A 14242-nucleotide genomic window follows, 5' to 3' on the forward strand; every position below is an offset into this window, starting at 1 on the left:
GACGATATGACGAACCCCACTTCCGCTTTACTCGTCAAGCCGATCCATCTGGTGCCGTCGGCCGCACGCCTGACGACGCCGCTCGCGCAGCATCTGCGCAAATCATTGCGTGGCGACGTGTTGTTCGATGCCGCGAGCCGCGGCCGTTACGCGACCGATGCGTCGATCTATCAGATCACGCCGATCGGCGTGGTGGTCCCGCGCGATCAGGACGATCTGCGCATTGCACTGGAAATTGCACGCAGCGAGAAAGTGCCATTGCTCGCGCGTGGCGCGGGCACGAGCCAATGCGGTCAGACGGTCGGTGAAGCGCTCGTGCTCGACACCAGCAAATGGCTGAACAACATCGTCGCATTCGATGCCGACGCGCGCACGGTGACGGTCGAACCGGGCGTCGTGCTGGACCATCTGAACGCATGGTTGAAGCCTCACGGTTTGTGGTTTCCGGTCGATGTGTCGACGGCAGCGCAATGCACGATAGGCGGCATGGCCGGTAACAACTCGTGCGGTTCGCGCTCGATCGAATACGGCAATATGGTGCACAACGTCGAAGCCATCGACGCGATTCTCGCCGACGGCAGCGAAGCACGTTTCGCGTCATTGCGCGAAGCGCCGCAAGGTGTGCGCTTGCAGCAGATATACGAAGGCGTGAAGCGGATCGCCGGGCGGGAGCGCGATGAAATCGTCGAGCGCATACCGAAGGTGCTACGCCGTGTGGCGGGCTACAACATCGATGTGTTCGATTGTCAGAACCCGCGCGCCTATACCGACGACGGCATCGCGAACCTCGCGCATCTGCTGGTCGGCTCCGAAGGCACGCTCGCGTTCAGCCGGCAACTGACGCTGAAGCTTGCGCCGCTGCCCGCGCATAAAACGCTGGGTGTGGTGAATTTCCCGACCTTCTGGCAGTCGATGGATTGCGCGCAACACATCGTCAAGTTGAAACCGGTGGCCGTTGAACTGGTCGATCGCACGATGATCGATCTGGCGATGAGCAATCCCGCCTTCCGGCCGGTGATCGAGAAGGCGTTGGTCGGCGAGCCGCAAGCGATCCTGCTGGTGGAATTCGCGGGCGAGAACCGCGACGAGCAGCTTGCGTCGCTCAAGCAACTCACCGAACTGATGGCGGATTTGGGCTTGCCCGATTCGGTCGTCGAAATGCCGGCCGCGAATGAGCAGAAAGCGTTGTGGGAAGTCCGCAAAGCCGGCTTGAACATCATGATGAGCATGAAGGGCGACGGCAAGCCCGTCTCCTTCATCGAAGACTGCGCGGTGCCGCTCGAGCATCTGGCGGAATACACGAGCCGGTTGACCGAAGTCTTCCACCGCAACGGCACGGAAGGCACCTGGTATGCGCACGCAAGCGTCGGCACACTGCACGTGCGGCCGATTCTCGATATGCGGCGCGACGGCGCGGTGAAAATGCGTGCAATCGCCGAGGAAGCCGCTGCATTGGTCCGCGAATACAAGGGCGCCTATTCGGGCGAACATGGCGACGGTTTGTGCCGCGGCGAATGGGTCGCGTGGCAATATGGGCCGCGTCTGAATCAGGCGTTCAGCGAGATCAAGGCGCTGTTCGATCCGGATAATCGTTTCAATCCCGACAAGATCGTGCGTCCGCCGAAGATGGACGACGCGCGCAATTTCCGCTTTGCGCCGGGCTACGCGGCGCATCGGATCGAGACCGCGCTCGACTGGTCCGCATGGAATGTCGAACGCGATCCGTTGACGGGACAGGAGACGCTGCCGGGCAGCGGCAACGATCTGGCCGGCGGTCTCGCGAAGGCCGTCGAGATGTGCAACAACAACGGCCATTGTCGCAAGTTCGACGCGGGCACCATGTGCCCGAGTTATCGCGTAACGAAGGACGAACAACATGTGACGCGGGGACGCGCGAACACATTGCGTCTGGCGATTTCCGGCCAGCTCGGCGAAGCAGGACTTGCCAGCGACGAGGTCAAGGACACGCTTGACCTGTGCGTCTCATGCAAGGGCTGCAAGCGCGATTGCCCGACGGGCGTCGACATGGCGAAGTTCAAGATCGAGGCGCGGGCGGCGCGCGTCAAAAGCCACGGCCTGCGTCTACGCGACAAGCTGGTGGCTTTCATGCCGCGCTATGCGGCGACGGCGAGTCGCATGCCGGGCTTGATGGCGCTGGCCGACAACGTGCCGGTGTTGTCGGCGTGGTTCAAGCGAGCGGTTGGTTTCGCGCCTGAACGAACGTTGCCGCGTTTCAGAAAGTCGTTTTTATCCGGTGCTGTGACGACTGAACAGCCTCAAGGCGGCGCGCTGAAAGAAGTGCTGTTATTCGTCGATACATTCAACAACAACATGGAACCGGACAACGCGCGCGCCGCGCAGCAGGTGTTGGAAGCCGCCGGTTACACGGTGCATTTCAACACACGCCAAGGCGAACGGCCAGTGTGCTGCGGCCGTACTTTCCTCGCGGCAGGTCTGGTCGATGAAGCGAAGCAGGAAGCGCGGCGCATGCTCGATCTGTTCAAGCCGTTCGTGGAGCGTGGTGTGCCGATCGTCGGTTTGGAGCCGTCGTGCTTGCTATCGTTGCGCGATGAGTTTCTGCACTATGGTTTCGGTGAAGAGGCGCAGCGGCTGTCGCAACAGGCGTTTCTATTTGAAGAGTTTCTGGTGCGCGAGGAAACGGCCGGACGTTTGCAGCTTGCATTGAAACCGTTGGCCACGCAGCAGGCGCTGGTACACGGCCACTGCCATCAAAAAGCCTTCGACGCTTTCACGCCCGTGCAAACCGTGTTGAACTGGATTCCTGATCTCAAGGTGTCGACGGTGGAATCGTCATGCTGCGGGATGGCGGGGAGTTTCGGCTATGAGGCCGAGCATTACGCCACATCGCAGGCCATGGCGGAGCTCTCACTGCTGCCCGCGGTGCGCAAGATCGATGGAAACACGCTGATGGTTGCGGACGGCACGAGTTGCCGGCATCAGATTCATGATGGCGCGGGCGTCGACGCGATCCACGTGGCGCGCGTGCTGGCGATGGCTTTGCAGTGAGAGTGTCAGCGCGCTATTGCGCGCTGACCGCCTGCCGATACGCCGTTGGCGCGACGCCGACGCTTTCACGAAAACGATGGCTGAAATGGCTGGCGTTCGCATAGCCGCATTGTTCGGCGACTTGCGCGAGCGGCAGTCTCGTGATGCGTAGCAGCGTGCGGGCGCGTTCGAGCCGCTGTTGTGCGATCCACGCTGCGGGCGGCAGTCCGAACGATGCGCGGAACATGCGCGCCAGATGAAATTCGGACAATGCCGCTACATCGGCAAGCTCGCCAAGTGTGAGCGTTTGCGCGAGATGATTCTCGATGTAGTCGCGCAAGCGGCGCCGCGTCGCAACCGACAAACCGCCCTTGAGCGACGTATCCGTGCGACGCACGCCTTGTGCGCGCAGCAGCAGACTCAACACCTGATGCGCGGTTTCATTGGTTCGCAACCGGCAGTCCGGGTCCTGCCAGTCTTCATTGGCGAGCGACTGACACAGGCTCGCGATGTGAGCGTCTTCGAAATAGGTGCGATCGGCGAGGGTCAGTTCGCGCGGCTCGCGATCGAGTTCCTGCACGGCGCGCTGCGTGAAGTGTTCGGGCAGAAAGTAAAGATGCATGAAATGCATGTGGCCGCGCACCCACCAGCGCGACTCATGCTCGCCTGGCAACGCGCAGAGCCGCGACGGCGCGCCATAGCGTCCGGGCATTTTCTGACGTTCGGTGCGATAGCCGCCATCCAGATAGCACGACAGCGTGTGATGGCCCGGGCGGTCGTAGACGGTTTCGGCTTCTTCGGTGTCGCGGGTCCAGACGGCGATGGCGAGCTGGTCGCCGAGCCACGCGAAGCGTTCCAGATTTGCGTTGGCGCTGCGCAGCGTGTGACAGATCGACTGAAGGCCGAACGGCGTTTCGGTTGAGTTGATCACGGTGGCGGGCGGTCTGGCGTTCACGAAAGCGAGCGGGATGTATTTGGAGCACAGGGAAGCGCCAGTATACGGCGGGCGATCACTGGCGGCGCGACCCTCTGAAAAAGTGCGCAATCCTGGACAAGTACGACCGCTGGCGCTGCAGCATAGTGGGACTTCCTTTTTTGCTGCTGCAGGCTTCGCCATGAATCTCTTGCTGTATGCCGTCACCGTCCTGATCTGGGGCACCACGTGGATCGCGATCAAGTGGCAACTGGGGGCGGTACCGCCGCCGGTGTCGATTGCCTGGCGTTTCTGGATCGCCGCGCTGTTGCTGTTCGCGTTGCTGCGCATCATGCGCCGGCCGATCTGGCCGCCGCGCGCCGCATGGCGCTTCCTTTTCGCGCAGGGGTTGGCGCTCTTCTGTCTGAACTTTCTGTGCTTTTACTACGCCGAGCAGGTGGTACCGAGCGGCCTTGTCGCGGTGGTGTTTTCCACTGCGCCGCTGTTGAATTCGATCAACGGCAGACTGTTCATGGGCCGTCCATTGCAACCGTCGGCGATTGCTGGCGCGGCGTTGGGGCTCATCGGAATTGTGTGCCTGTTCGTCCAGCAGATGGCCGGCCACCTGGGCGATCACGCGGTGTGGCTGGGGCTCGCTATCGCGTTCCTGGGCACCTTGTGCTTTTCGGCTGGCAATTTGTTGTCGAGCCGGATGCAATCGATGGGCTTGCACCCGTTCGCGACCAATAGCTGGGCGATGTTGATTGGTGCCAGCATCCTGACGGTGGGCAGCGCGCTCGCGGGCTTTTCGTTCTCTATCGAGCCTGACGCGCGTTATCTTGGCGCACTCGCCTATCTAGCCGTATTTGGCTCGGTGATCGGTTTTACTGCGTACCTGATGCTGGTCGGGCGGATTGGACCGGAGCGTGCCGCCTATTCCACGGTGTTGTTTCCGATCGTGGCGCTGGCGGCATCGACGATCTTTGAGGGTTATCGCTGGTCCGCATTGGCGGTGGTTGGACTTCTGCTTGTGGTGGCGGGCAATCTGGTGGCATTCGATCTTACGCGACGACTTTTTGCGAGGCGGGTGAGGGCATCCTGAGGGGCAGCACCCTATCCGCGACATCGAGGCGAAAGGACAACCGCAGGCAAGAAAAAAAGCCGCGGTCGGCCTTATAAAGCACCCTTCGGCGCGCGCAGCGTCGCTGGAAGTATGACTGCTGTGCCACTCACGCGGAGTGTGCGAGAACCCGGATTCCAGATGCACCACTACCGTGACTGTGCGGGGGACCCGCTTATGAGCTGGCGGTGTGAGCCGCTTTCTTTTGCCTATCTTTTCTTTGCGGCAGGCAAAGAAAAGTAGGTGCCGCCCCGCACAGGGGCGACGCTAATAATCCAATAGCAAATCAAGGAAAGGCCCAAGCGCCGGATGAAGGAAAGCCCAACGTCACAGACGGATAAAAGCCAGCCCCCGACCGCGAGCAAAAAAGAAAGCGCCCCCGCGGCACGCGTCTAAACAAACAGCACCCGCGGGGTATGCATTAACCACATGGGTAGACGAACCCTCCCAACCCCCGTATAATCCCCCCATCCTAACCGTGAAATCCCAGCTACATAGCCAAAGTTAGAAGGGGTTGAATGCAACTTAGCAGCAAACTGCATCCAACCCACCGCAGGTAGAAACCCAGCACCAAGGGGCCCCAAACCCCTGCAAAACTCGGCCAAAGCACGCGCAGCAGCTTTCCGAACATCATCGATGGATCTGGCACCAGCCGGTTGTTAACAACGGGCAAGCCACCGAAGGCGAAAGCAACACCACCGCCCTCGCGCCGAGGTAACCAACAATCCCCCGGCACCACTCGGTTCAATTCGCGGCACTAGCCGCGTCCCGAACTTCCCATTCGCAGCGTCATCACGACGCCTGTGCGGCGCGGCTATTTCCGCGCGTCGCTCGAACAAGGAGGCGCATCTTCATGATTCAACGTCCTGCCAGACTGATCGGCAGTCTTGTCGCCATCGGCATTGTCATCGCGTTGCTATGCCGCGCGATCGACCCCAGCGCGCTGCACCAGTACGCGCCCGACCTCGTCTACTACACGAAACGGCACTTGCTGCTGGTCGGCTACTCGATGGCCTTGGCACTGCTCGTCGGCATCCCTTGCGGCGTGCTGTTAAGCCGCCCGTCCTTCACGCGTCACGCCGAACGCTTCATGCAGATCTTCAACATCGGCAACACGATCCCGTCGTTGGCCGTGCTGGCGATTGCGCTCGGCATTTTCGGGATCGGCGATATTCCGGCGCTGGTCGCGCTGTTCCTCGCATCGCTGCTGCCCATCACCCGTAACGCTTACGAAGGCATGAAAAACGTATCCCCGGCCTTGCGTGAAGCGGCCCGCGGTATCGGTATGACCGGCTGGCAGTCGCTCGTGCGTGTGGAGTTGCCCAACGCGATGCCGATCATCATCGGCGGCGTGCGCACGGCGCTCGCGATCAACGTGGGCAGCGCACCGCTCGCCTATCTGATCGGCGCAGACAGCCTCGGCACGCTGATCTTTCCGGGCATCTACCTGAACAATCAGCAGCAGCTTTTGCTCGGCGCCGCGGCCACCGCGATTCTCGCGCTGGTGCTCGACGGCATCGTCTCGGCCGGCAGCCGCTACCTGCTCGCGCGACGCGGGGTGACGGCATGATGAATCTGTTCAAACGCAGTCGCTGGATCGCAGCCGGCACACTGCTCATCACGAGCCTGCACGCTAGCGCAGCCGCCCTCGTGCTCGGCGGCAAGAACTTCACCGAGCAATACGTTCTGACCGAGATCACGTCGCAATACTTGCGCTCGAAGGGCTACACGATCGACGCCCGCACGGGGCTCGGCAGCACGCTATTGCGCAGTGCGCAGGAGAACGGCCAGGTCGATATCACTTGGGAATACACCGGCACCGCCGCGATCGTCTACAACAAGATCACCGAAAAGCTCGATCCGAAGACGATGTACGAGCGCGTGAAAGCGCTCGATGCAAAACGTGGTCTCGTCTGGCTCGACTGCTCGCCGCTGAACAACACGTATGCGCTCGGTTTGCCGCAGCAAGTGGCGCAGCAAACGGGCATCCGCACGATCTCGCAACTGGCCGCGAAGCTCGCCGCCGAGCCGAAAAAGAAGCATGTGTTCGCGATGGACGCGGAGTTCGCCAATCGTCCGGATGGTTTGAAGCCACTCGAAGCCGCCTACGACATGCAGTTCAGCCGCGCGGAAACGCGTCAGATGGACCCGGGCCTCGTCTACACGGCGTTGCATAACAACCAGGTGTCGATCGGTCTGATCTACACGACGGACGGCCGCGTGAAGGGCTTCAACATCATGCCGCTCGAAGACGATCGCCACTATTTCCCCGCATACAACGCAACGCCGGTGGTGCGCAAGCCGATCCTCGACCAGAACCCGCAACTCGCCACGCAGTTGAACGCGCTATCCGACGCGCTGAACAACGACGCCATGCTGGAGATGAACAAGCAGGTCGATATCGACGGCAAGCCGGTGCGTGAAGTCGCGGCGGATTTCCTGCGCACGCACAAGCTGCCCTGAGCGGAGACCTTTGACATGACTGTATTCGACTATCTATCGGCCAACTGGCCGGAACTGCTGCAACTCACCGCGCAACACGTGTGGCTGGTGGGGATCGCCGTGGGCTGCGCGATTATCGTCGGCGTGCCCCTGGGGATCCTGATCAATCGCCACGAGTGGCTGGCCGCGCCGTTGCTGAGCGTGGCAACCGTCGTGCTGACCTTGCCGTCGATCGCGCTGTTCGGCTTGATGATTCCGGTGTTCTCGCGCTTCGGCCAGGGCATCGGCGCGGTGCCGGCGATCACCGCCGTGTTCCTCTACTCGTTGCTGCCGATCATGCGCAACACCTACCTCGCGCTGCGCAACGTCGACGCCGGCATCAAGGAAGCCGGTATCGGCATCGGCATGACGGACTGGCAACGGTTGCGCCTCGTCGACTTGCCGCTCGCGGTACCGGTGATTCTCGGCGGCGTGCGCACGGCGGTGGTGATGAACATCGGCGTGATGACGATTGCCGCCGTGATCGGCGCCGGCGGTCTTGGCACCCTGATCATCCGCGCGATCGGCCAAAGCAACATGATGAAACTACTGGTGGGCGCTGTGCTCGTGAGCGTGCTCGCGATCATCGCCGACTTGCTGCTGCAAGCATTGCAACGCTTGCTGACACCGAAGGGAGTACAAAAGACATGATCGAACTCGACAAACTGACCAAGACGTTTACTCAGAAGGACGGCCAGCAGGTACGCGCCGTCGACTCGGTGAGCCTGACCGTTGGCGAAGGCGAAATCTGCGTGTTTCTCGGGCCGTCGGGTTGCGGCAAGACCACCACGCTGAAGATGATCAATCGTCTGATCGCGCCGACCTCGGGCCGCGTGCTGATCAATGGCGAGGACACCTCGGGACTGAACGAAGTGGAATTGCGCCGTCACATCGGTTACGTGATTCAGCAGATCGGGCTGTTCCCGAACATGACGATCGAAGAGAACATCACGGTCGTGCCGCGTTTGCTCGGCTGGGACAAGAAGCGCTGCCGCGAACGCGCGACCGAACTGATGTCGATGGTCGCGCTCGATCCGAAGCAATATCTGAAGCGCTATCCGCGTGAGTTGTCGGGCGGCCAACAGCAGCGGATCGGCGTGATTCGCGCGTTGGCGGCCGACCCGCCGGTGCTGCTGATGGACGAACCGTTCGGCGCGGTCGACCCGATCAACCGCGAGTCGATCCAGAACGAGTTCTTCCAGATGCAGCGTCAACTGAACAAGACGGTGATCATGGTGAGCCACGATATCGACGAAGCGATCAAGCTCGGCGATCGCGTCGCCGTGTTCCGTCGCGGTCAACTGGTGCAATACGATCATCCGGACACGCTGCTCGCCCATCCGCGCGACGAGTTCGTCGGTGCATTTGTCGGTCAGGACAGCACGTTAAAACGCCTGCTGCTCGTGAAAGCCGGCGACGCCGCGACGCAACCGGAAACCGTGCGCGCCGACACGCCGCTCGCGCGAGCGTTCCAGATCATGGACGATAGCGATTGCCGCTATCTGACGATCGTCGACGACAACCAGCACGCGCTGGGCTATGTGACGCGGCGCGCCGCACGCACGGGGCAGGGCGTGTGCGGCGAGCATCTGAGCGAGTTCAAGGCGACGGTGAGTGCCGACGAGCATCTGCGCATCGTGCTGTCGAAGATGTATCAGTTCAATTCGTCGTGGATGCCGGTGCTGGATAGCGACGGCCGTTATGTCGGCGAAGTCACGCAGGATTCGATCGCCGATTATCTGAGCTCGGGGCGCTCGCGCCGACAGACTGGTCAGCCGGCGATCGTGTCGCCTGCTATCGCCGCGGCGGAAGCGGCAGCTGCGCAGGTTGCTGCGATAGAACACCACTGAGGCCGCCAGGAGCAACCGCTGGTTGAACGGGCAGCGCGTGACGCACGCTACGCGCTGCGAGCAATCAACTGGCGATAGCCGGCAACGCATCCGGCCGCGCCACTCGATCAAGAAACTCAAGCCACCCGCCGCCCTTCGCTCCATGCCGGAGCGAAGGCCGCGAACCCAGCCAAAACCGCCGCGCTCGCATACGTCACCAGCCCGATTCCAGCAACCCACCACAGCGCAATCGACACATGCGGCGCCAGAATCGTCGCCGCACCCGCCATCGCGACGCCCACCAGCCCTCCCGCCTGCGGCAACGCATTCAGCAAGCCCGAAGCCACGCCGGCCAGTTCGCCGGGTACCTGTTCCAGCACCGTCGAAATCATCGGCGGCACCGACAATGCCGTGCCGCCGCCGAACATCACCATCGCCGCATACGTGACGATCCACGGCGCGTGCCATGCCAGACTCATTGCCATCAGCGGCACCGCAACGGCGGCCAGGACGAGCCCCGTTGTCATGAACTGCGCGGCGGCGCGCACCTGCCAGGGGTTTTGCCGCACGGAAATGCAACTGTTCGCGGAGATCGTCGGCGAGGACGGATCGATTGAGCGCGAGGAGCATGTGCTCGCCGGCGCGCGACGATGTGCTTATCGCGTGAGGGTTAAACGCAAATAGCGGCGTAGTGCCGCGCAGGTTCGGGTTGAGTCCGATCACGAATGGACGTCGGCGCACGATCGGTATATAACAACATGAAAGGATGGCTTTGTTCACCGATGCAATGGAGAGACGCTTCATGACGCAAGACGTAACGCCCAAGCCGCCCGCGGGCGACCGCCCCGAGCTGGAACACCTCGATGCAGCGCTCAGTCACGTGGATCAGCAGGTATCGTCCGGCAGCATTGCGTCGGGTGCCGCGAAGGGCATTCTGTATAGCCTGATCGAAACGCTCGGCGCGTTCGTCGGCGATCCCGATCTGCCTGAACACGCGCGCTCGGGTTACGAGGGACTGCTGGAAGCCGCTCGCGAATTGCGCGCGAAGCTCGACCACTGAAAACGGTTACGCGCTGCTTCCGGGCAGCGTGGTTCGCAGCGCATTCGCCGTCGCATTTCGGCGGTGCGGCTCTCTGTGATAAAAAGGCGCACTGTTTCCAACACTGCGCCTTTTTATGCTCTCCACGTCCGCTATCGCGTTACTGGCTGTCGGCATCATCGTCGTGCTGATTACGCCCGGTCCCACCAATACACTGCTGGCGGCGGCGGGTTTGCGTCAGGGCGTGCGGCTTTCCTGGCCGCTGATCGCTGCTGAACTGGCCGGCTATCTCGTGTCGATTTCAGTGTGGGGACATTTTCTTGTGCAAGCCGCGCGCGCGTTGCCGTGGTTGCCGTCGCTGCTGCGCGTGGCGGCCGGTGTGTACATCGCGTATCTCGCCGTCGACATGTGGCGCGCGGCGGTGGCCTTGCCCGATTCGACGCAGCGCCCAATCGGCATGCGCACGCTATTCGTGGCGACGCTGCTCAACCCGAAAGGCTTGTTGTTCGCCGGGACGATCTTTCCCGCTGTCGCGTTCGCGCAGGTGCCCGCGTATGCCACCGCGATGCTGATGTTCGCCAGCCTGCTGGTGCCGATCGCGCTGGCGTGGATCGCGTTCGGTGCGGCGCTCGGCAGCGGCAAACTCGGCTGGTTGAATCCGGTGAAGATACAGCGCGGCGCGTCGATCGTGCTGGGCGTGTTTTCCTTGTCGCTCGCATGGGCGGCGTTGCATTGACGGCGTCGCTATCGTAGCCTTCGGCGACGACATTGGCCGCTCGCGTTTGCTCGAGCGTGCAGGGCACTGAAGCACACGCTCATGCTTGCGCGGTGTTGTCCGCCGTCAACGCACCGAGCCACTCGGGCGGCGCCGAAGTGATCTCCAGTTGCGGCGTGCCGTGCCAATCCGCACAGCGTTGCAATGCGCGGCGCAGATCGCCCGCCAGCCTCGCACTGAGCCGCACACCGGGTTCGATATGCAGCGATTTCAATTCGAATACGCCGTGGGTCCGATGCGCTTTCGCATCCACGCGGCCGACGAAACGCCCCCGGCTCAACAGCGGCAACACGAAGTAGCCGTATTTGCGCTTTGCCGCAGGCGTATAGCATTCGATCGCGTAGTCGAAGTCGAATAGCGCGGCGGCGCGCTTGCGGTCCCATACCACTGGATCGAACGGCGACAGCACCGTGGTGACGGTCGAAGCCAGCTTGCCGTTTGCCGCGTCGTCGATCATCGGCGCGAATTCATGATGGACGAAGGTGTCCTGCTTCCAGCCTTCCACTTGCACCGGGATCAGCTCCCCCTGATCGGCGAGTGCACGCAGTTCGTCGCGATAGGGACGGCGCGGCAGCCGGTAGTAATCGGCGACCCAATCGGCGCGCACGACGCCAAGCGCGCGGCAGGTACGGCGTAACGCTGCCTCGACGACAGTGTCCCGTGGCGGCAGATCGCGCGCGTCGTCCCAGTCCGGCAGCACGCGTTCGGTGAGATCGTAGACGCGATGAAAATTGCGCCGCTCAGCCACCATCAATTGTCCGATGGCGAACAGCACCTCCAGATGGCGTTTCTCCGGCTTCCAGTCCCACCAGCCGTTGCCCTTGCCTGCCTCGCGGGCGAAATCCGCCGAACGCACGGGGCCCGTCGCACGGATATGCGCGAGCAGTTTATCGATCTCCTTGCGATGCTTGTTGTGCCACTCGGCAGCGTATTTCCAGCCCATGCCGCTCGGGTCGAGCATGCGGTGGCGTAGCAGGCCGTAGTCTTCGGTCGGGACGAAACAGGCTTCGTGCGACCAGTATTCGAACAGCTTGCCTTCGGCGAGATGCTCGTCGAGCCATTGCTGCGGGTACGCGCCGAGGCGGCTGAACAGCACGAGATACGGACTGCGCGCGACGACGTGGATCGTGTCGATCTGCAACTGCGCCATCCCGCGGATCGCGTCGAGCACGTCGGTTTTGACGGCCTTGCGACGCGGCGGTGTCAGCAAACCTTGCGCGGCCAGATGCAGGGTGCGGGCGGCGGATAGCGGAAGCGTCTTCACGCGGGCGTGGGTCACGTGCGCTGGGCGATGAGTACCCGCGAGAGCCCCATGCGCATTCGAGCGAAGCCGCTCAGGCACTCAAAGCAACCGCTTCGCCTGCCGAGACAGCCAGCAGCTGATGGATCTGCGCAACCACCGCCGCGCCTTCTCCGACCGCCGCCGCAACCCGCTTCGTCGAGCCGGCGCGCGCGTCGCCGATCGCGTACACGCCTTCGACCGTCGTCGCGAGATCGCAGACGGAGGTTCCGTCCGCGCTGGTGCCGGTCAGCACGAAGCCCTTGTCGTCCAGTTCCACCCCACAGGTGCGCAGCCAGTCGGTGTTCGGATCCGCGCCGGTGAAAAGGAACAGATGCCGCGTGTCGAGGCGCGTGGTGCCGTCCGGCAGCGGCTTTTTCAACGAGACCGACGCCAGCCCGATTTCGTCCGCCTCCAGCTGGCCCACTTCCGAATGCGGATGCACGAACACATTCGGCAACGAGCGGATGCGGTCGATCAGATAGCGCGACATGGTCGCTTCAAAGCCGCTTCGGCGAATCAGCACGTGGACCTTGGCCGCGTGCGTCGCCAGATAGACGATCGCCTGGCCCGCCGAATTGCCGCCGCCCACCAGCACGATCTCCTGGCGTTTGCACAGCTTGGCCTCGACCGGCGAAGCCCAGTAGTAGACGCCGCGCCCATCGAAACGGTCGAGTCCTTCGAGCGCGGGGCGCCGATAGACCGCGCCGCTCGCGATCACGATGGTGCGGGCGGTGATATGGCCGCCGCACTTGAGTTCCAGCCGGTAAGGCGAGGCCGCGCAATGCAGCGCCTTGACGTTGACCGGAATCGCCACGTGCGCGCCGAATTTTTGCGCCTGCACGAACGCGCGGCCCGCCAGCGCCTGGCCGGAGATCCCGGTCGGAAAGCCGAGATAGTTCTCGATCCGCGAACTGGCGCCCGCCTGACCGCCCGGCGCGCGACTGTCAAGTACGATGACCGACAGACCTTCGGACGCCGCGTACACCGCAGTGGCGAGGCCAGCCGGGCCCGCGCCGACGATCGCGACGTCGTACACATGCGAATCGTCGAGATCGGGCAGCAAGCCGAGGCAGGTAGCGAGTTCGGGCATGCTCGGATGACGCAGCACCGAACCGTCGGGGCAGATCACCAGCGGCATGTCTTCTCTCTGCGCGGCGAATTGCTCGATCAGACGCAGCGCGTCTTCGTCGCGCTCGTCGATGACGGAGTGAGGATGGCCATTGCGCGACAGGAAGCCTTGCAGCATGACGAGCCGCGAGTCGTTGCTGTTGCCGATCAGGATCGGGCCGCCCGCGCCCTTTTCGATCAGCGCCACGCGCCGCAGGATCAGCGCGCGCATGATGCGCTCGCCCAGTTCGGCCTCGGCGACGATCAACGCGCGCAGCTTGGCCGGCGGGATCAGCAACGCGTCGACCGTGCCGACCGCCATGCCGTTCACCAACGCGGGCCGTCCGGACAACTGGCCGACTTCGGCGAGAAAATGCCCGGCGCCATGTTCCGCGATCAAAACTTCACGCCCGATGCCATCGCGCTGATAAACCTTCACGCGCCCATTCAACACCACGAACATGCCCGGACCGGTGTGGCCGGTCTCGAACAGCAACTCACCGGCTTCCCAGTGGCTTAGCTCGCCGAACCGGCGCAGACGATCGATTTCCGCGCACGTGAGTTCGGGGAACATCTGATGCGCGCGCGACGCGAGCGACGAAAACGGCGCGTCGGCGACGACGGCTTGTTGCCCTTCTGTTTCTTGAATCGACAGCATTGAACCGCTCCTTCTGTGTTCATCCTGATTGA

The 14242-nt window shown here is 62.8% G+C and carries 12 protein-coding genes and 1 pseudogene; 9 read left to right on the forward strand and 4 right to left on the reverse strand.

The genetic code is table 11. From position 1 onward, the window contains the following. Positions 1 to 6: 6 nt before the first annotated feature. On the forward strand, positions 7 to 3027 hold the full coding sequence (locus PQR53_RS28800) for an FAD-binding and (Fe-S)-binding domain-containing protein (RefSeq protein ID WP_408461699.1): 3021 nt from the start codon (positions 7 to 9) through the stop codon (positions 3025 to 3027). Between the two features lie 13 nt (positions 3028 to 3040). On the opposite strand, the gene PQR53_RS28805 is transcribed toward PQR53_RS28800, so the two are convergent. Continuing rightward, positions 3041 to 3961, reverse strand: a complete 921-nt coding sequence (locus PQR53_RS28805) for a helix-turn-helix domain-containing protein (RefSeq protein WP_408461702.1) — start codon at positions 3959 to 3961, stop codon at positions 3041 to 3043. A gap of 160 nt (positions 3962 to 4121) precedes the next feature. On the opposite strand from PQR53_RS28805, the gene PQR53_RS28810 reads away from it, so the two are divergent. The 5 genes from PQR53_RS28810 (at position 4122) to PQR53_RS28830 (ending at position 9370) form a co-directional block, all read left to right on the forward strand. Further along, positions 4122 to 5021, forward strand: a complete 900-nt coding sequence (locus PQR53_RS28810; protein ID WP_408461705.1) for a DMT family transporter — start codon at positions 4122 to 4124, stop codon at positions 5019 to 5021. Between the two features lie 871 nt (positions 5022 to 5892). Continuing rightward, complete coding sequence (locus PQR53_RS28815; protein ID WP_408461708.1) at positions 5893 to 6609, forward strand: ABC transporter permease; 717 nt, start codon at positions 5893 to 5895, stop codon at positions 6607 to 6609. Further along, on the forward strand, positions 6606 to 7502 hold the full coding sequence (locus PQR53_RS28820) for a glycine betaine ABC transporter substrate-binding protein (protein WP_494471275.1): 897 nt from the start codon (positions 6606 to 6608) through the stop codon (positions 7500 to 7502). The genes PQR53_RS28815 and PQR53_RS28820 overlap by 4 nt, the downstream gene beginning before the upstream one ends. A gap of 15 nt (positions 7503 to 7517) precedes the next feature. Then, a complete protein-coding gene (locus PQR53_RS28825; protein ID WP_408461711.1) occupies positions 7518 to 8171 on the forward strand; it encodes an ABC transporter permease in 654 nt (217 codons plus the stop codon). After that, a complete protein-coding gene (locus PQR53_RS28830; RefSeq protein WP_408461714.1) occupies positions 8168 to 9370 on the forward strand; it encodes an osmoprotectant ABC transporter ATP-binding protein OsmV in 1203 nt (400 codons plus the stop codon). The genes PQR53_RS28825 and PQR53_RS28830 overlap by 4 nt, the downstream gene beginning before the upstream one ends. Positions 9371 to 9486: 116 nt before the next feature. Here the strand turns inward: PQR53_RS28830 and PQR53_RS28835 are convergent, their stop codons facing one another. After that, positions 9487 to 9876, reverse strand: coding sequence for an MFS transporter (locus PQR53_RS28835; protein WP_408461717.1), 390 nt, complete (start codon positions 9874 to 9876; stop codon positions 9487 to 9489). Between the two features lie 4 nt (positions 9877 to 9880). On the opposite strand from PQR53_RS28835, the pseudogene PQR53_RS28840 reads away from it, so the two are divergent. From PQR53_RS28840 to PQR53_RS28850, 3 genes and pseudogenes are all read left to right on the forward strand, one after another. Continuing rightward, positions 9881 to 10033 (forward strand): annotated as a pseudogene (locus PQR53_RS28840) (transcriptional regulator); the annotation flags it as partial. A 118-nt stretch (positions 10034 to 10151) separates the two neighbouring features. Beyond that, positions 10152 to 10409, forward strand: a complete 258-nt coding sequence (locus PQR53_RS28845) for a hypothetical protein (protein WP_179739730.1) — start codon at positions 10152 to 10154, stop codon at positions 10407 to 10409. A gap of 115 nt (positions 10410 to 10524) precedes the next feature. Further along, positions 10525 to 11124, forward strand: coding sequence for a LysE family translocator (locus PQR53_RS28850; protein WP_408461719.1), 600 nt, complete (start codon positions 10525 to 10527; stop codon positions 11122 to 11124). 79 nt (positions 11125 to 11203) lie between these two features. Here the strand turns inward: PQR53_RS28850 and PQR53_RS28855 are convergent, their stop codons facing one another. Together PQR53_RS28855 and PQR53_RS28860 are read right to left on the reverse strand one after the other, a co-directional pair. Next, the gene (locus PQR53_RS28855; RefSeq protein WP_408461722.1) at positions 11204 to 12427 is read right to left on the reverse strand and encodes a winged helix-turn-helix domain-containing protein; all 1224 of its coding nucleotides are present in this window, start codon (positions 12425 to 12427) and stop codon (positions 11204 to 11206) included. 70 nt (positions 12428 to 12497) lie between these two features. Further along, positions 12498 to 14210 carry an FAD-dependent oxidoreductase gene (locus PQR53_RS28860; RefSeq protein ID WP_408461724.1) on the reverse strand — a complete coding sequence of 571 codons (1713 nt, stop codon included), beginning with the start codon at positions 14208 to 14210 and terminating at the stop codon, positions 12498 to 12500. Between the last annotated feature and the right edge of the window lie 32 nt (positions 14211 to 14242).

It is taken from the genome of Paraburkholderia fungorum (assembly GCF_046027605.1).
Lineage (GTDB): Bacteria > Pseudomonadota > Gammaproteobacteria > Burkholderiales > Burkholderiaceae > Paraburkholderia > Paraburkholderia fungorum_F.